This is a genomic window from Tardiphaga sp. (assembly GCF_044336785.1).
GTDB lineage: Bacteria > Pseudomonadota > Alphaproteobacteria > Rhizobiales > Xanthobacteraceae > Tardiphaga.
Window position 1 is genome coordinate 46,352 of the sequence record NZ_JBIIOT010000008.1, and the last position, 16,538, is coordinate 62,889.

The 16,538-nt window shown below is 60.4% G+C and carries 15 protein-coding genes; 12 read left to right on the forward strand and 3 right to left on the reverse strand.

Features of this window, described 5'->3' with window-relative positions:
* Positions 1-160 precede the first annotated feature (160 nt).
* Genes ACIQ2A_RS04220 through ACIQ2A_RS04240 form a run of 5 tightly spaced genes read left to right on the forward strand, consistent with a single transcriptional unit; the run spans position 161 to position 6,562 of the window.
* A complete protein-coding gene (locus ACIQ2A_RS04220; RefSeq protein ID WP_398476091.1) occupies positions 161-1,219 on the forward strand; it encodes an alpha-hydroxy acid oxidase in 1,059 nt (352 codons plus the stop codon).
* Positions 1,220-1,273: 54 nt separating this feature from the next.
* Complete coding sequence (locus ACIQ2A_RS04225; RefSeq protein WP_398476093.1) at positions 1,274-3,049, forward strand: thiamine pyrophosphate-binding protein; 1,776 nt, start codon at positions 1,274-1,276, stop codon at positions 3,047-3,049.
* A gap of 33 nt (positions 3,050-3,082) precedes the next feature.
* A complete protein-coding gene (locus ACIQ2A_RS04230; RefSeq protein WP_398476095.1) occupies positions 3,083-4,528 on the forward strand; it encodes an aldehyde dehydrogenase family protein in 1,446 nt (481 codons plus the stop codon).
* 51 nt (positions 4,529-4,579) lie between these two features.
* Positions 4,580-5,056 carry a tripartite tricarboxylate transporter TctB family protein gene (locus ACIQ2A_RS04235; RefSeq protein ID WP_398476097.1) on the forward strand — a complete coding sequence of 159 codons (477 nt, stop codon included), beginning with the start codon at positions 4,580-4,582 and terminating at the stop codon, positions 5,054-5,056.
* Between the two features lie 6 nt (positions 5,057-5,062).
* Positions 5,063-6,562: a tripartite tricarboxylate transporter permease gene (locus ACIQ2A_RS04240; protein WP_398476099.1), complete on the forward strand. Its 1,500-nt coding sequence runs from the start codon at positions 5,063-5,065 to the stop codon at positions 6,560-6,562.
* 91 nt (positions 6,563-6,653) lie between these two features.
* On the opposite strand, the gene ACIQ2A_RS04245 is transcribed toward ACIQ2A_RS04240, so the two are convergent.
* Positions 6,654-8,162, reverse strand: coding sequence for a 4-hydroxyphenylacetate 3-hydroxylase family protein (locus tag ACIQ2A_RS04245; RefSeq protein WP_398476101.1), 1,509 nt, complete (start codon positions 8,160-8,162; stop codon positions 6,654-6,656).
* Positions 8,163-8,322: 160 nt separating this feature from the next.
* Here ACIQ2A_RS04245 and ACIQ2A_RS04250 point away from each other — a divergent pair, with 160 nt between their 5' ends.
* Together ACIQ2A_RS04250 and ACIQ2A_RS04255 are read left to right on the forward strand one after the other, a co-directional pair.
* Positions 8,323-8,976 (forward strand): MarR family winged helix-turn-helix transcriptional regulator, encoded by a 654-nt coding sequence (locus ACIQ2A_RS04250; protein ID WP_398476103.1) that lies wholly within the window; start codon positions 8,323-8,325, stop codon positions 8,974-8,976.
* Positions 8,977-9,022: 46 nt separating this feature from the next.
* Complete coding sequence (locus ACIQ2A_RS04255) at positions 9,023-9,559, forward strand: flavin reductase family protein (RefSeq protein ID WP_398476105.1); 537 nt, start codon at positions 9,023-9,025, stop codon at positions 9,557-9,559.
* A gap of 3 nt (positions 9,560-9,562) precedes the next feature.
* Here ACIQ2A_RS04255 and ACIQ2A_RS04260 read toward each other — a convergent pair whose 3' ends face one another.
* A complete protein-coding gene (locus tag ACIQ2A_RS04260) occupies positions 9,563-11,188 on the reverse strand; it encodes a GMC family oxidoreductase (protein WP_398476107.1) in 1,626 nt (541 codons plus the stop codon).
* 108 nt (positions 11,189-11,296) lie between these two features.
* Between ACIQ2A_RS04260 and ACIQ2A_RS04265 the strand changes: the two genes are divergently transcribed.
* A complete protein-coding gene (locus ACIQ2A_RS04265) occupies positions 11,297-12,361 on the forward strand; it encodes an ABC transporter substrate-binding protein (protein WP_398476109.1) in 1,065 nt (354 codons plus the stop codon).
* A 74-nt stretch (positions 12,362-12,435) separates the two neighbouring features.
* Here the strand turns inward: ACIQ2A_RS04265 and ACIQ2A_RS04270 are convergent, their stop codons facing one another.
* Entirely contained in the window at positions 12,436-13,356 is a 921-nt protein-coding gene (locus tag ACIQ2A_RS04270; RefSeq protein WP_398476111.1) for a LysR substrate-binding domain-containing protein, read from the reverse strand.
* Between the two features lie 142 nt (positions 13,357-13,498).
* Here ACIQ2A_RS04270 and ACIQ2A_RS04275 point away from each other — a divergent pair, with 142 nt between their 5' ends.
* From ACIQ2A_RS04275 to ACIQ2A_RS04290, 4 genes are read left to right on the forward strand one after another with little or no spacing between them, the layout of a single operon-like run.
* The gene (locus tag ACIQ2A_RS04275) at positions 13,499-13,858 is read left to right on the forward strand and encodes a Rieske (2Fe-2S) protein (RefSeq protein ID WP_398476113.1); all 360 of its coding nucleotides are present in this window, start codon (positions 13,499-13,501) and stop codon (positions 13,856-13,858) included.
* On the forward strand, positions 13,845-14,192 hold the full coding sequence (locus tag ACIQ2A_RS04280) for a hypothetical protein (RefSeq protein WP_398476115.1): 348 nt from the start codon (positions 13,845-13,847) through the stop codon (positions 14,190-14,192). Before ACIQ2A_RS04275 ends, ACIQ2A_RS04280 begins: the two co-directional genes overlap by 14 nt.
* A 10-nt stretch (positions 14,193-14,202) precedes the next feature.
* Positions 14,203-15,444: an amidohydrolase family protein gene (locus ACIQ2A_RS04285; protein ID WP_398476117.1), complete on the forward strand. Its 1,242-nt coding sequence runs from the start codon at positions 14,203-14,205 to the stop codon at positions 15,442-15,444.
* Positions 15,445-15,472: 28 nt separating this feature from the next.
* Complete coding sequence (locus tag ACIQ2A_RS04290; RefSeq protein WP_398476119.1) at positions 15,473-16,534, forward strand: hydroxyacid dehydrogenase; 1,062 nt, start codon at positions 15,473-15,475, stop codon at positions 16,532-16,534.
* The last annotated feature ends 4 nt before the right edge of the window (positions 16,535-16,538 follow it).

Here is a 16,538-nt window from a genome sequence, read left to right on the forward strand (position 1 = left end):
GACGTGATTGCATCGATGTCAGGCGCATTGCTCAATCGGCATGCATGCCTGCAAAAGCTCCTTCGGCCTGATTGACATCTTTGTCTGACAATCTTAACGTCAGATGTGTTCTTGAGGGGCTGAGAAGATCTGCATGGGAGCGTTGGATCAGGAGCTGACGATGACGGGGCTTTTTCGCCTCGCAAGGCGTCGACTCGAACCCGATGTTGCAGACTATTTGTTCGGCGGCGCCGAAAGCGAAGCGACGATCGCGCGCAATCGTCTCGCGCTCGATAGCCGCGAATTCCTGCCGCGTGTGCTGCGTGATGTCTCAAGGTTATTCACCAAGCGCAGCTTTTTCGGTCGCGACATGGCCTTGCCCGTGCATCTGGCACCGATCGGTTCGCTCAGCCTGTTCGACAAGGATGCGGCGCTCGCATCTGCGATCGCGGCCGCCGAAGCGAATGTTCCTATGTTCGTCAGCATCATGGCTCAGCCGTCGCTTGAAAATCTGGTGCGCCAGTCGCCGGCAACGACCCTTGTGCTGCAACTCTATATGCGCGGCGATCGCAACTGGCTGGATGATACTGTGCTACGTGCGGAGAAGGCCGGTTGCGCGGCGCTCTGCATGACCGTCGATTCCGCCGTCTATGGTCGCCGCGAGCGCGATCTCATCAACGGCTTCTCATCTGCGGCCGCCGTCGATCGTGTCAATTTCACCGATCGCCATGACGTTCAGATCACCCGCGAGCAGGCTGCGCTGAGCTGGGACACGATCGCCTGGCTGCGCCGTCGCACCGATCTGCCATTGATCCTGAAGGGCGTGATGACCGTGGAGGACGCGCTGCTCTGCGTCGAGCATGGCATCGATGCCATCTATGTCTCCAATCACGGCGGGCGCCAGCTCGATCATACGGCGGCAGCCCTCGATCAGCTCGAAGGTATTGCAGCAGCCGTGCGCGGCGCTTGTCGCCTGTTCGTCGATGGCGGGTTTTTGCGCGGCACCGATGTGCTGAAAGCGCTGGCGCTGGGCGCGGACTTCGTCGGCTTCGGCAAGCTGCAAGGAGTAGCGCTCGCGGCCGGCGGCGCCGACGGCGTGTCACGCATGCTGACCATCATGGGCAACGAGATCCGCACGTCGCTGGCCTTGCTGGGCTGTCCCGATATCGACGATCTCGGGCCCTCGTATCTGCGGCGCGCCGCACCCGTTTCTGTTCCTCACTTATCACATCACCCTTGAACTGCGCTTCGCCTCATTCCGAGCGACAGCATTTGAGAAAGAAAGCACTGGACGATGAAAGATATTGAACGCCCCAACGTCACGCCCTCGAATGCTGCTGAGTATGGCAGCGACGTTGCGGCCCAGATGCTTCGTCAGCTGGATATCCCCTATATCGCGCTGAATCCCGGCGCTAGCTATCGCGGTTTTCATGACAGCCTCGTCAACAATCTCGGTAACGAGACGCCGCAGATGTTGCTGTGCCTGAACGAAGACCACGTTGTCTCGATTGCCCATGGTTATGCCAAGGTCACCGATAAGGCGATGGCCTGTGTGCTGCATTCCAATGTCGGACTGCTGCACGGTTCGATGGGCATTTTCAATGCTTGGTGCGATCGCGCACCGATGATCGTGGTCGGAGCCACTGGCCCGGTCGCTCCGGAAAAGCGCCGCCCGTGGATCGACTGGATCCACACCGCGAAGGACCAGGGCGCATTGCTGCGCGATTTCATCAAATGGGATGATGAACCGCGCTCGCCGCACGGCATCGTCGAAGCCTTCCTCCGCGGCTCGCAGCTTACCAACAGCCAGCCTACGGCGCCTGTCTATATCTGTCTCGATGCCGGCCTGCAGGAGCAGAAGCTGGACGAGCCGATGACCGTGCCTGCCACGACGCGCTATCTGCCCGCCAGCCCGCCGCGCGCGCGCGCAGAGGACATCGAAGCCGTGGCCGAGCTGCTTGCCAATGCCAAGAACCCGTTGATCCTGTTTGGTCGCGGCCTGCGCAGCCAGGAAGCCTGGGATAATCGCGTCAAGCTGGCCGAACTCGCCGGCGCATCGGTGATGACATCGGTGCGTGAACGCGCTGCGTTTCCGTCCGAGCACAAGCTGCATGTGGTGCCGCCGTTCTACTGGCTCAGCCCGGCTGCCAAGGAGATCGTCAAGAAGGCCGACGTCATCGTCTCGTTCGATTGGGTTGATCTCAACGGCTTCCTGCTGCAGATCACACGCAAGACCGACACCTATCCGGCCAAGATCGCGCATTGCACGCTGGATGCCAGCTTGCATCGCGGATGGAGCATGGACTATTTCGCGCTGCCGCCGGTGGACGTGCCGGTGGTCGCCGGTCCCGACGGTTTTGTCGAGGACGTGCTCGCGGCGCTCGACAAGAAGCTCGGCGGCAAGAGCAAGTGGACTGGCGACAACCGCAACACCGCGCCGGTACCGGCCTATACGGACAATGCCGAAACCGAAATGGGTCCGCGCGACATCGAAGTGGCGCTTGCCAAGGTGCGGGGCGACCAGACCTTCACCCTCGCCCATGTCACCATCGGCTGGGCCGGCGACGTCTACAAGTTCCGCGATCCGCTTGATTTCATGGGGCATGATGGCGGAGCCGGTCTTGCAGCCGGTCCGGGCCTCACCGTCGGCGTCGCGCTGGCACTGAAGGACCAGAATCGTCCGGTGGTGTCGGTGCTCGGTGATGGCGACTTCATGCAGGGCGTTTCGGCACTCTGGACCGCAGCTCACTACAAGATTCCGGCGCTGTTCATCGTCAGCAACAACCGCTCGAACTTCAATGACGAGCTGCATCAGGAAGCGGTCGCCAAGATGCGCGGTCGTCCGCCGGAGAACCGCTGGATTGGTCAGCGGATCGCCGATCCCGAGCTCGATCTCTGTGCCATGGCACGTGCCCAGGGCGTCGAAGCCGAAGGTCCGATCAAGACGGCGAGCGAGCTTGAAAAGGCGATCGAGCGCGGTCTTGCCGCGGTTCGCGCCGGCAAGCCCTATTTCATCGATGCCCATGTCAAGCCGGGCTATTCCAATCCTCCGCTGTCGCGTGGCGAGTAAGATCGCCAGGTCAGCAGTTTCCAGGAGATTTGCATGAGCAAGAACAACACCAAGTTCTATATCAATGGCGAGTGGGTCGATCCCATCACGCCGAATCTGTTCGATGTCATAAATCCCGCGAATGAGGAAGTCGCGGGCCAGATCAGCCTCGGCAGCGCGGTCGATGTGGATCGCGCCGTGAAAGCGGCGCGTGCGGCTTTTGCCTCGTTCTCGCAGACGACCAAGCAGGAACGCCTCGATCTGCTCGCCAGCATCGTCGCTGCCTTCGAACGTCGTTTCGACGAGATCGCTGAAGTGATCACCGCGGAGATGGGATCGCCGCTGTGGTTCGCAAAAACCGTTCAGGCCGACACCACACTGGCGCATTTCAAGCAGGCCATCATCACGCTGAAGGACTACGACTTCGGCCACATGATGGGAACGACCCGCATCGTGCGCGAGCCGATCGGTGTATGCGGCTTCATCACCCCGTGGAATTGGCCGATCAACCAGATCGCGTCGAAATTCGCACCGGCGCTCGCGGCCGGCTGCACGGTGGTGACAAAGCCGAGTGAAGTCGCGCCGCTGAGCGCGATCCTGCTCACTGAAGTAATGCACGAGGCGGGGCTGCCGAAGGGCGTATTCAATCTCGTCAACGGCGATGGCCCGACGGTGGGCGAGGCGATCTCCGCACATCCGGATATCGACATGGTGTCCTTCACCGGCTCGACCCGCGCCGGCATCATGGTGGCGAAGACCGCGGCCGAGACCGTCAAGCGCGTGCATCAGGAGCTGGGCGGCAAGTCGGCGAACATCATCGTTCCGGGCGCCGATCTTTCCAAGGCCGTGCCGGCCGGTGTGCTGCGCTCCTTCACTAATACGGGACAGTCCTGCCAGGCACCGACCCGCATGCTAGTCCACAAGGACCAGATGGACGAAGCGGTGTCGCTCGCGGTGAAGACGGCCGAGGATGTGGTCGTTGGCGATCCGCTGGCGGAGGGCACCAAGCTCGGCCCGCTGGTCAGCAAGCTGCAATATGATCGCGTGCAGGCGCTGATCGAAGCCGGCCTGAAGGAAGGTTCGAAATGCGTTGTCGGCGGCGCTGGCCAGCCGGCTGGCCTCAACCGCGGCTACTATGTACGTCCGACCGTGTTTGCCTGGGTCGATCCGAAGGCGACCATTGCGCAGCAGGAGATCTTCGGACCTGTGCTGTCGATGATCGCCTACAAGGACGAGGACGACGCCATCCGCATCGCCAATGACAGCATCTATGGTCTGTCGGGCTATGTCTGGGCGGGATCGCTCGACGATGCACGTCGGGTCGGTGCGCGTCTACGCTGCGGTCGCGTCTATCTGAATGGCGCGCCGCACGGCAAGCTGCAGGACGTCGAAGCGCCGTTCGGTGGCTACAAGCAGTCGGGCAATGGTCGCGAGATGGGGCTCTACGGTCTTGAAGACTTTCTCGAGATCAAGGCTGTCATCGGTTACGACGTCGCCTGATTGTGACATGCGGGAAGGGCGCCGGTTGGCGCCCTTTTTGCAAGCTCAATCTTGTTGTTATTATTGCGAGAAGGATTTGAGATGCGCGTGAGGAGCCAGAAGGACTTTGCTTCCGGGCTGCTATTCCTGGCGTTTGGGGCGATCTTCGCCGTTCTGGCCCCAGGATATAATCTCGGCACCACCTCGCGGATGGGAGCAGGTTTCTTTCCGCTCATTCTCGGCATCGTGCTTGCTGTCATCGGGGTTGCCATCCTGATGCAGAGTCTTTCGGGCAGTGTGGATCGTATTGAAAAGCTCAACTGGCGCGCCTTGATCTGCCTGCTTGGCGCGATCCTGCTGTTCGGCGTGTTGTTGCGGCCACTCGGCATCATCCTGTCGCTGATCATTCTTGTGCTGCTTGGCGGATTTGCCAATCGCGATTTCAATTGGAGGGAAGGCATCCCGCTCGCGCTCTTCCTCGCTCTCTTGTGCGCGGCGCTGTTTGTATTTGCGCTCAAGCTTCAGCTTCCTCTCTGGCCAGCGCTGTAAGTCGCCATGGATATTCTTGCAAATCTCGGTCTCGGCTTCGGCGTTGCGCTGAGCGCGTCCAATCTCGCCTATTGTTTTACCGGAGTTCTGCTTGGCACGCTGGTAGGCGTGCTGCCTGGGCTCGGCCCGGTGGCAAGCGTGGCCATGCTGCTGCCGATCACATTCGTATTGCCACCGGAATCGGCACTGATCATGCTGGCCGGCATTTATTATGGTGCGCAGTATGGCGGTTCGACCACTGCGATTCTGGTCAACATTCCGGGCGAGTCTTCTTCAGTTGTGACGGCGATCGACGGCTACAAGATGGCGCGTATGGGCCGCGCCGGACCCGCGCTCGGCATCGCTGCAATTGGATCATTTTTCGCAGGCTGCGTCTCCACGATCGCGATAGCTTACTTCGCTCCGATCCTCACCGAAGTGGCGCTGCAGTTCGGGCCCGCCGAGTATTTCTCGCTGATGCTGTTCGGCCTCATCGCTGCGGTTGTGCTCGCGCGCGGATCGGTGATCAAGGCGATCGGCATGGTTGTGCTCGGCTTGCTGCTCGGGCTGGTCGGTACCGATCCGAATTCCGGCACGGCGCGCTACAGCTTCGGCGTTCCCGAATTGACCGACGGCCTCGGCTTCATCGCCATCAGCATGGCGCTGTTCGGCATTGCCGAGGTAGTGCGCAATCTGGAGAACAACCAGGATCAGGATATCACCGCACAACCGATCGGGCGTGCGCTGCCGTCCTGGGCTGACCTCAAGCTGTCGACGCCGTCGATCCTGCGCGGCACCATGCTCGGCTCGCTGCTCGGCGTGTTGCCCGGCGGCGGCGCGCTGCTGGCCTCCTTCGCGTCCTACATGCTGGAGAAGAAGGTCGCCAAGCCGCCGCGTCAATTCGGCCATGGCGATATCCGCGGCGTTGCCGGACCGGAATCCGCCAACAATGCCGGGGCGCAAACGTCGTTCATTCCGATGATCACCCTGGGCGTGCCGTCCAACCCGACCATGGCCCTGATGATCGGCGCGCTGATGGTGCAAGGCATCACGCCAGGGCCCTCGGTGATGACGGATCGCCCCGGCCTGTTCTGGGGGCTTATCGCCTCGATGTGGATCGGCAACTTGATGCTGTTGGTGCTCAACCTGCCGCTAGTTGGGATCTGGATCAAGCTATTGAAGATTCCGTATCGCCTGCTGTTTCCGGCGATCCTGGTGTTCTGCGTGATCGGTGTCTATTCATCGAGCAACAACTTGTTCGACGTTTATCTGCTCGTGGGGTTGAGCCTGCTTGGTTACATCTTCATCAAGCTAGATTGCGAGCCGGCGCCCTTGATCCTCGGCTTCGTTCTAGGCCCGATGATGGAGGAGAATCTGCGTCGCGCCTTGCTGATTTCTCGCGGCAACGCCTCCACCTTCTTGACGCAGCCGATCAGCGTTTCCTTCCTGATCGCCTCGGCGATCATGCTGGTCATCCTGATCGCGCCAGCCGTGCGCGAGAAGCGCGAAGAGGCACTACAGGAATGAGCCGGCGCCATCCGCCGTGTCGATCGGACAAGTAAAACAGAAAAGGGGCGCCGGTAGAACCGGCGCCCCTTGAGTTTGGGAGCTTCCCAGATCAGTCGAGCGAGACCGGCGGCAGGCTCAGGGCCTTGTCCACCAGCGCCCCGGCGCGCTTGAAGTCGTAGTTGCGGAACATGTTCATCTTCACGATGAAGGACGCGCCGCCGTAGAACTTCTCATACTGCTGATGGCGGTTGCCAAATTCGGTGCCGATGAAGTCCCATGCCAGGCGCATCAAGGCAACGCGTTCGCGGGCGCCCATCTTCGACGAGCGGTAGTAGCGCTCGATGTCCTTGGCGCCTTCCGCGTTGTCGAAGTCCTTGACCGACGACGGCAAAGTTATCATCGCAGCACCGGTCAGTTCACGCACGATGTCGATCATCCGCGGATTGATCTCGCTCTGCAGGGCCATCACGGCGTAGAGCATATTGCGGGCCGGCCAGAGCACGCCTTCGTCGTCGATGGTGGCCTGGGTCTCTTGCGACAGCAACATGCCTTCCACGATCGAGGCCAGCGCGGCCAGTTCACCCATCTGCACCATCACGGGCGGCACAGCGTCGTTGCCGGTGGCCTCGTTCATGCGCTTGGCCATGCCCAGCAGGAAGCGCAGCTTGGTGGCATAGCGGGTCTGGGCCTGATGGTTGCCATAGGCATGCGACGGCGCCATCCACCACTGGTTCCGGCACAGTTCGATGTCGCGATAGATGAAGACGTGCTCCCACGGCACGAACACGTCGTCGAGAACGACGAAGCTGTCGGTTTCGTCGAAACGGCTGGACAGCGGATAATCGAAGGAATTGTCGGCCTGGGTCGCGAAAGCGCGGCGCGAATACAGTTTCAGGCCCGGCGCGTTCATCGGAATGGCGACGCTGATGGCGTAGTTTTCGTCGCCCGGCTGGAGCGGGTGGATGCTGGAGAGGTGCAGGTAGTCGGCGAACACGCCACCAGTGGCCAGTTGCTGGCCGCCGCGCACGATGATGCCGCCATCCACTTCCCGAACGACGCCCGCATAGAGATCCGGCTCCGACTGGTTGGCCGCAGTCTTGCTACGGTCAATCTGCGGCGGGACGATCGCATAGGCGACATAGAGATGATGATCGCGGATATATTTGTAGAAGTTGACAACGCGCTCGGCATATTGCGGGCCGGACTTCGCGAAAACCGACGGCTTGGCCGCGTAGCCGGTGAAGAAGTTCGCCACGTGGTCGGGCGTGCGGCCCATCAGGCCGAACGACTGTTCGGCCCACATCTCGGCGGCCTTGCGCTTGTCGGCAAGATCGGCGGCGGTCTTCGGAATCTGGAAGCAGCGCAGCGCGCGGAAACCGGTCTCCGGTTCCACATAGGTCATCGCCTCGATATTTTCCGGCGCGAAAGCGAAGTCGTACAGCGAGGCGACCTGTTTGGCGCCCTGACGGAAAGCGGGATGCTCGCTCGGATCGGAAATGCGCTCGCCATCCACGAAGATGCTGCGTGGCGTGGCCTTCAGATGAGCGAGGTAATCGGCGCCGGTGCGATAGGCTCCGGGCTTGCTCGCGGCGGTCAGCTTGCCTGTCTGGATATTCATGCGTTCCTCCCTGGCGGGCGCGACCTCAGGATGGGGCCGCTAGAAAATATATGTACATAATGAATGTATTTTGTATGATGTCAATCGCGGAAGGTCGCCCGTTTGGTAGTCATATGCGGAGATGTTAGACAGCATGACGTCGATGTTCCCCGAACCAGTGATGAGATTTGTGGTCAAGAAGAGCGCCTCCCCCAAACGAGCAACAAACCAAGCGGCGACGACAGCCAAGGAGGCGCGCAGCCCCGCCAAAAAGGCTGCAACGCGCGCCGCCGCAGCGTCCTATGTGCCGCCGCTCACCATTTCGCGGGCTGATTTCCTCAAGGACGGCCACGACCGCGCCTTTCGTGACGGCCTTTATGTCATGGTGATGGCGCTCGATGGCCTGCTGCGCTGCCGCGACCAGTTCGGGCGTGCGCTCGGCCTCACCGGTAGCCAGTTCGCCGTGTTGATCGGGGCGGCATACCGGCAAGGACCGGACGGCGTCACGATCCGCGACCTCGCAGAGCATGTGCGGCTTGCGCCGCCGCATGTAACCACGGAGGTCAGCCGCCTGATCAAGATGGGGCTGCTCGTCAAGCGGCCGAACAAAGTCGATCGCCGCAGTGTGCTGGTCTCGTTGTCACCATCGGGCGAAACTGCTGTCGAGCAGGTGACGCCGATGGTGCGCGGGGTCAATGACGTGCTGCTTCAGAATATCAGCCACAGTGATTTTCAGGCCGTCGTCCGCGTCATGCGGCTGTTGATGGTCAATACGGATACGGCTTTCTCCGAACTGCATCGGGGTGGCATCCCGCGTGCAGGCAAGGTCGGCTAGATGACGTGTTTGAAAGATCCGCTTCTGGAAATCCGGAGATCGAATAATGACCGTTGATCCGCGTGCCTTTCGCAACGCGCTGGGCCTGTTTCCCACTGGCGTTGCCATCGTCACTACGCTTGCAGCCGATGGCGAGCGAATCGGGGCGACTGTCAGTTCGTTCAATTCAGTGTCGCTCGATCCGCCGCTGATCCTGTTCAGCATCGCGAATAACGCCAAGGCCCATAACGTTTGGGCAGCCGCGCAGCATTATGCGGTCAATATTCTCGCGGAATCGCAGAGCGAACTGTCGAATCGTTTTGCACGCGCCATGACCGACAAGTGGGATGGCGTTAAGGCCGCCACCGGTGCGCATGACGTGCCGGTATTTCCCGATGCGAGCGCCTGCTTCGAATGCGAAAGCTACGCCAAGCATGACGGCGGCGACCATCTGCTGCTGATCGGCCGTGTCGTCTCATACACGACCACGGCCAGCAGCAATCCGCGCCCGTTGCTGTTCTATCGCGGTCGCTATCGCGAACTCGATCCGGACCTTTCCATCGACACCCCGTCGGGCGTCGACTATCTCGTCCACGGCTGGTGAGCTTCAGATCACAGCCGGCGCCAGTTGAGTCCGGCCGCGGATCAGGTCGGATGCAAGCTCGGCGATCATGATGACGCCGCCGTTGATATTGCCGCCGGTCATGTCAGGCATGACGGACGCGTCGACGATGCGCAGGTTGCGTGTGCCGCGAACGCGCAGATCGGGCGTCACCACGGCCATTGCATCGCCATCAGAGCCCATGCGGCAGGTGCCGAGCGGATGGCGGACGGTACCGGCACTGGCGCGGATATGGGCATCGAGATCCATATCCGATGTGACCGACGGCAGTGGATCGATCTGCGCCTCGATATAGGACTTTAAGGCACGCTCTCGGGCGAGGCGCTCCACCAGCCGGACACCTGCTCGCAGCACCCGACGGTCCTGATCGGTCGCCAGAAACGCCTGGGTGATCCGCGGCGGCGCCAGCGGATCGCCCGATGCCAGCGTGATATGGCCACGACTTTCAGGGCGGAGCAGCACAGCGCGGCAGGCAAAGCCGTCGCGGAATGCGCGACGGAATGGCGGCAGGTACGGATCGGCCGTCAGCGGTGTCGCGCGAAAAAGCAACTGGATATCCGGCATCGTGGTGGCGAATTCAGTCTTTAGAAACGCCGTCCAGCCGCTCGGCAGATCCGTCGCAAAACCCTTTCCGAGCAGATAGGCGCGCGTCATCTCGCGTCCGATGCGGTCGAAGCGGAGCGCGCGCTGGAATGGACCGCCGTCGCGACGCGCAAATTCAAATCCGGCCTGCACATGATCCTGCAGATTGGCGCCGACGCCGGGCAATGAGGCTTTCACCGCAATATCATGCGTTGCCAGTTGCTTGGGATCGCCGAGGCCGGACAGCATCATCAGCTGCGGCGTCTTGACGCTGCCGGCCGCGACGATCACCTCGCGATCGGCATATACGGTCTTCTTCTCGCCGCCCTGGAGGAATTCCACGCCGATGGCGCGGTCGCCATCGATCAGGATGCGCAGGGCCTGTGCCTTGGTCTCCACCGATAGATTACGCCGATGCAGGACCGGACGGAGGTAGGCCGTCGCCGTGCTGGCGCGGCGTCCGCCACCGATGGTGGATTGCAGTCGCGCAAAGCCTTCCTGCTCGGCGCCGTTGTAATCCGCGGTATAGGAAAAGCCGGCGCTCTGTGCCGCATCGAAGCCGGCCTGCACCAGCGGATCGTTGTAGTTCGATAGCGTGGTCGCGAGCGGACCTCCGCCACCGCGATAGGTGTCGGCGCCGCCTTCCCACGTCTCTGCGCGGCGAAAATAAGGGAGAACGTGTCGGTATGACCAGTTAGGCAGGCCGGCTGCCGACCATCTTGCATAGTCGTTGCGATGGCCGCGTACATAGACCATGGCATTGATGGAGGATGAGCCGCCCATCACCTTGCCGCGCTCGCAGGGCAGGCGGCGACCGTCGAGCCCGGGCACAGGCTCGGTCACATACATCCAGTCATGCAGCCGGTCTGCGAGTAGTTTTCCATAGCCGAGCGGAATGTGTAGCAGCGGATCGCGATCCCATCCGCCTGCTTCCAGCATCAGGACATTGACGTCGCCATCCTCGCTTAGCCGATTGGCCAGCACGCAGCCGGCCGATCCACCGCCGATGATCACATAATCCGACTGCAAGTCTTTTCGCACTGCGGCGCCTCTAATTTGTTCACTCGACAATGATAATCAGATGATATTGTCTTACGATCTTAATGTCCAATTGTCGGGACAAATGGAGAGAGATGAATGTCCGAGATGCTGAAAGACGCGCGCCAACCGATTTCACGTCGCGCAATTCTCAAAGCGGGGGCGGCTGGAGCGGCGCTGACGATTGCTGCTCCCCATGTTGCTCGCGCGCAGGGCATTCCGCACATTCGCTATGCAACCGGTGGCGGCCTCGGTGCGAACGAGATCAGCACCGTGCATATGAGCGAATGGGGGCGCGCCAATCTGCTGAAGCGGAATGGGAAGGACTACATCCTTGATGTCACCTATACGCGTGGCACGCCGGAGGCTGCATCGCTGATGGCGGCAGGGCAGGTCGATCTCGCGACGCTGTCGCTGCCGGCTTTCGCGACGACCATCGCTCGCGGCGCCGTCCCGAACGGGGTGAAAGCGATCGCCGATAATTTTCAGGACGGCCGCGATGGCTTTGCCACCCAGGGCTTTTATGTGCTGGAAGACAGCCCAATCCGCAATGCTGCGGATCTCAAAGGCAAGACGGTGGCGGTCAATGCCTTCGGTACAGCCACCGACCTGCTGTTGCGCGTCGTTCTAAAGAAGAACAACATCGACCCGCGTAAGGATCTCAAGATCGTCGAAATTTCGTTTCCGAGCATCGGTGCGGCGATCCGCGAAAAACGCGTCGACGCTGGCGTACTCCCGCTTCCCTTCATCGCCAATGAGCGGGCCAAAGGCGGCATCCGCCAGATATTCAAGGGCAGCGATGCGTTTCCTCCCTATTCGGTCATCTTCCAGACGGCAACCAACGATTTCCTCAAGGCGCAACCTGCAGCGGTAAAGGCATGGCTTGCCGACTATGTTGATGGCCTGAAGTGGATCTACGATCCGGCCAACCGCCCCAAGGTCATCGAAGTCACTGCTGCGCTGACGAAGTCTGCGCCCGAAGTGATCGATGGTTTCTTCCTGACGAAGAGCGATTACTATCGTGACGCAACGGCCTGCATCAATCCAAGCCTGTTCCAGCCGGCTCTGGATGCGATGGCGAAGGAAGGTGTGATCGCCACGTCCATCGATGCATCGAAAGTGATCGACACGTCGTATCTTCCTTTTCCGTGCAGCAAGGGCTGACCCCCGCGTCGATCAAGCCTAACGCTCCGGCGCTCGGCGCCGGGGCGTATCTGCGCATGGTCAGTTGCCGGCCGTTAGACAGAATTGACCATCTGGAACGGGCCAAGCTGTTCCGTCAGCCAGTTTGTGAAGTGCTGCACGACTGGACGGACCGCCTTATCGGGCGTGGAGACGACATAAGAGCTTGTGGTCAACGGAAGCCGGATATCGAACGGCGCGATCAATGTGCCGGCTTCGATCTCCTTGCTCACCACGGATGTGCGTCCCATTGCAACGCCGAGCCCCTGTATCGCCGCCTGCATGGTAGCGTAGAGCTGATTGCAAACGATACCGTTGTGAAGCGTAACGTCCTTTGCATTTGCAGCCTCCAGCCATTGCGGCCAGTCGTCGCCAAGGATCTGGGAAGCGGTGCGGATGATGGCGTAGCCTTCCAGATCCTTCGGCTTCTTCAAGCACCTGCCTCTGCTCAACAATGCCGGGCTACATACCGGAAAACTCTCGTCGTCGCCAAGGCAGAGAAGCGAGACGAAGCCGCGCCATTGGCCCGTACCGTATCGGATGCCGACGTCGTAGTCGTGACGCTCCAGGTCATCGAAAGACGGGATCGTCGCGAGCCGGAGTGCGACATGCGGGAATGCGCGTCGGAAAGCGGGGAGCAGCGGGATCAGATAGTTGAGGCCGAAATTGACGTGGGTTGCGATCGAGAGCGAATTCTCGTTCTGGCCATCGATGATGCGGGATGTTGCGATCGAAATCGATGCCAGCGCCTCGCGCACGGTCTCGAGATATTCGTGTCCCCATTGTGTAAGGCGAATACTTGTCGTGTCGCGATCAAACAGCCGAGCACCGACAAACTCCTCGAGGGCCTTTATGCGGTGGCTCACCGCCGTCTGCGTGATGTTGAGCTCCATCGCCGTGCGGGTGAAACTCAAATGACGCGCGGCCGCTTCGAATGCGAGCAGGTATCCGACCGATGGAAGATAGCGATTATGCATCAGGCCGTCCTGTTAGTGGGCAATGCGGGTCGTGTGAGTATGCAGTCATTAAAAATTTTCATGACGCGTAGAATAATTCTCGTTTCCCACGAGCGCAATCGCTCAGGCACGCTGACAGCATTGCAGCTCGGGAGGATGTTCTATGGAAATCTATGCCGGAAAATCGGCGGACTTGAAGGAAGGCGATCGCACGCTCGTCGAACACAAGAGTCAGCAGATCGGCGTGCTCCGCGCGAAGGGCGCGATCCACGCCTTCTTGAATCTCTGCCCGCATCAGGGCGGACCCGTTTGCGAGGGCGTGCTCGTGCACAAGCCCGAAGAGATCATCGCGGAAGATCGCACCTATCAGGGCATGCGTTTCAGCGAGGATCTGCATCTGGTGTGCCCATGGCATGGCTGGGAGTTCAACGTTGAAACGGGGCGCTGTGCCGGCGACGGCAAGCATGCCATCCGCAAGTTCGACATCGTCGAGCGCGAGGGAGAGATCTATGTCGTTGTATGACACGAGCGTTGCTGTTGATCGCCTGCCCATGCCGGAATCGTTGGATTGCGCCCGCGCCATCGAGCTGATCGAAGAACTGACAGCCGTCATGCGCGAGATCGACGCCAATAGCGAAGTCGCGCAGTTTCCGGTCGAGGCATTGCAACAGTTGTTCGGTGCTGGAGTCGGAATGCTTGCTGCCAAGTTTGACAGCGGCGAGCAGTGCCTGCCACTGCCGATGGGTGCCGAAGTCAGCGCCACGGCGATCATGGTAACGGCCACGGGGCTGTTGAAGTCGGCCAATCTCGAATTGTTCGAGCTCGGCATGTGGCAATCCTGGTCTGGTACGCGGTGAGGGTATGGTGATGGAATTTCGTTCGAGCGCTCCCGAATACAACATGCCTATGGACGGGTTTGACACCCGCCGCCATCTCTCCAACGCGCGCAAGCAGGCCGTCGATCGCGGACTGGATGACGTCTTGATCGTTGATGTTGACTGCCACCACTACGAGACTGACAATATCGTTCAGGTTCTCGAATATGTGGAGAATGAGCCGCTCAAGCAGGTGATGATGAACACGCTCAAGACCAAGAGTGTGTCCGCATTGCTGTATGATCAACCGGGCTATCAGGATCTCGGTGGCCGGGTCACACGCTATTTCGGTCGCAAGACCGAGAAAACCGTCGGCGTCGGTGCCGCTCGTGACGCCGAGCAGGCGATGAGCTGGATGGACTCGCTCAGCGTCGATTATGCGTGCCTGTTCCCCACACCGATGCTGTTCCTCGGCCTCCATCCGCAGGCGGAAGTCGAGACGCAGATGGCCAAGGCCTATAACCGCTGGATGATCGAACGGCTGATGCCGCTCGATTCACGGATCAAGACCATGCTCTATCTGCCCTTCAACGATCCTGAAGCGACCTATCAGATGATCAAGGAGTATGGTGGGCGCAAAGGTGTGATCGGCTTCATGGTGGTGTCCACCCGGTACAAGGGGGTCTACGACAACGCCTATATGAAGTCTTATCGCCTGCTTGAGGAGATGGGGCTGCCGCTCGCCTTCCACGGCTCCTATAACTGGACCGACCAGATGATGGCGACGACCAATCGCTTCATCACGGCGCACGCGCTTGGCTTCACTTTCTTCAACGCGGTTCATTGCGCGAACTGGGTGGTGAATGGTCTTCCGGAGCGCTTCCCGAAGCTGAAGGTGATCTGGATCGAATCCGGCATTGCCTGGGTGCCATGGTTGATGCAGCGCCTCGACAACGACTATCGGATGCGGACATCGGAGTGTCCGGCTCTGAAGAAGCTGCCGAGCGACTACATGCGCGACATGTTCTACACCACCCAGCCGATGGAGATGGTGAACAATATGGAGGCACTCGAGCTGACCTTCAAAATGATCGATGCGAAGACGCAGCTGCTCTATTCCTCGGATTATCCTCATTGGGACATGGATCTTCCGAGCACGATCTGGGACCTGCCGTTTCTCGACGAACAGGCCAAGCGCAACATTCTCGGCCTCAACGCGCAGCGCCTGTTCAATATCGATACGTCCGAGCGGTTCCCGAACCATCCACAACCTCCGCACTGGCATAACAGCTGATGTCGGATATCCGGCTCCAGGAGACAGCATGACCACGAATGTCGCGCGCATCAGCTTCTTCGAGCGCTGGCTCGATCCGATCGCCGAGCAGATGCTCGGCGATCAGCCATCGATCGAGTTGACGCGGCTGAGCTATGCCGATCCGGAGCCGGATAATTGGGATAATCTGAAGCGGGCGCATGGTTATCAGGCATCGACACGGGGGGATATGCATGCGCCTTGGTTTGCTGACGCCGATCTGATCGGTCGATGCACGAATTTGCTGGCGATTTTCTCCAGCGGAGCAGGCTTTGACGTGATCGATGTCCCCGCCTGCACAAAGGCTGGCATCGCTGTTTGCAATCAGGCCGGTTCGAACTTCGAGGCTGTTGCCGAACACACTCTTGGTTTCGTATTGGCTTTGTCGAAGCGTATCGCAGTTACCGATAAAGGATTACGCCGCAGCGCGCCGGTAGATCGCTATGGCCATATCGGGCGCGATATCCAGGGCAAGACCATCGGCCTGATCGGCCTGGGGTTTGTCGGCACGCGAGTCGCAGAGCTTTCTCGGGGTCTGTTTGGCATGACGGTGCTTGCCTATGATCCTTATCTCGATGCCACTGAGGTCACGCGGCGCGGTGCGCAGAAAGTGACATTTCAGGAGTTGCTCGATCGATCGGATTTCGTCTCTGTGCATTGCCCGCGCAATGACGAGACATTCGGCATGATCGACGCGACGGTGCTCGGTGCGATGAAGCGCTCGGCATACCTTATTTCCACTGCGCGGGGCGGGATCGTTCGCGAGGACGATCTGGAAGCGGCTCTGGCCCGCGACCTGATTGCCGGTGCGGCGCTTGATGTGTTTCTTAAGGAGCCGCCGCCGTCGGATCACCCTCTGCTGGCTTTCGACAATTTCATCGCCACGCCGCATATAGCGGGAATGACGGACGAAGCCCTGCGCGAAATGGCTGCGTCGGCAGCGCGGCAATGGATCGCATTGTTCGATGGTCGAGTCCCGAAGCATCTCGTAAATCCCGAAGTGTGGCCGCGCTTCAGCGAGCGTTTCGCGAAGGAATTCGGAATGCTGCCTGCGGCGCTGCAAACGAGATAAGAGG

Bases quoted from the DNA above. Each gene is read 5' to 3' on its own strand.
- ACIQ2A_RS04245 (WP_398476101.1), bottom strand. From the start codon at position 8,162: ATGAATATCCAGACAGGCAAGCTGACCGCCGCGAGCAAGCCCGGAGCC.
- ACIQ2A_RS04225 (WP_398476093.1), top strand. From the start codon at position 1,274: ATGAAAGATATTGAACGCCCCAACGTCACGCCCTCGAATGCTGCTGAG.
- ACIQ2A_RS04290 (WP_398476119.1), top strand. From the start codon at position 15,473: ATGACCACGAATGTCGCGCGCATCAGCTTCTTCGAGCGCTGGCTCGAT.
- ACIQ2A_RS04270 (WP_398476111.1), bottom strand. From the start codon at position 13,356: ATGCATAATCGCTATCTTCCATCGGTCGGATACCTGCTCGCATTCGAA.
- ACIQ2A_RS04280 (WP_398476115.1), top strand. From the start codon at position 13,845: ATGTCGTTGTATGACACGAGCGTTGCTGTTGATCGCCTGCCCATGCCG.
- ACIQ2A_RS04230 (WP_398476095.1), top strand. From the start codon at position 3,083: ATGAGCAAGAACAACACCAAGTTCTATATCAATGGCGAGTGGGTCGAT.
- ACIQ2A_RS04285 (WP_398476117.1), top strand. From the start codon at position 14,203: ATGGAATTTCGTTCGAGCGCTCCCGAATACAACATGCCTATGGACGGG.
- ACIQ2A_RS04255 (WP_398476105.1), top strand. From the start codon at position 9,023: ATGACCGTTGATCCGCGTGCCTTTCGCAACGCGCTGGGCCTGTTTCCC.
- ACIQ2A_RS04265 (WP_398476109.1), top strand. From the start codon at position 11,297: ATGTCCGAGATGCTGAAAGACGCGCGCCAACCGATTTCACGTCGCGCA.
- ACIQ2A_RS04240 (WP_398476099.1), top strand. From the start codon at position 5,063: ATGGATATTCTTGCAAATCTCGGTCTCGGCTTCGGCGTTGCGCTGAGC.
- ACIQ2A_RS04220 (WP_398476091.1), top strand. From the start codon at position 161: ATGACGGGGCTTTTTCGCCTCGCAAGGCGTCGACTCGAACCCGATGTT.
- ACIQ2A_RS04275 (WP_398476113.1), top strand. From the start codon at position 13,499: ATGGAAATCTATGCCGGAAAATCGGCGGACTTGAAGGAAGGCGATCGC.
- ACIQ2A_RS04250 (WP_398476103.1), top strand. From the start codon at position 8,323: ATGAGATTTGTGGTCAAGAAGAGCGCCTCCCCCAAACGAGCAACAAAC.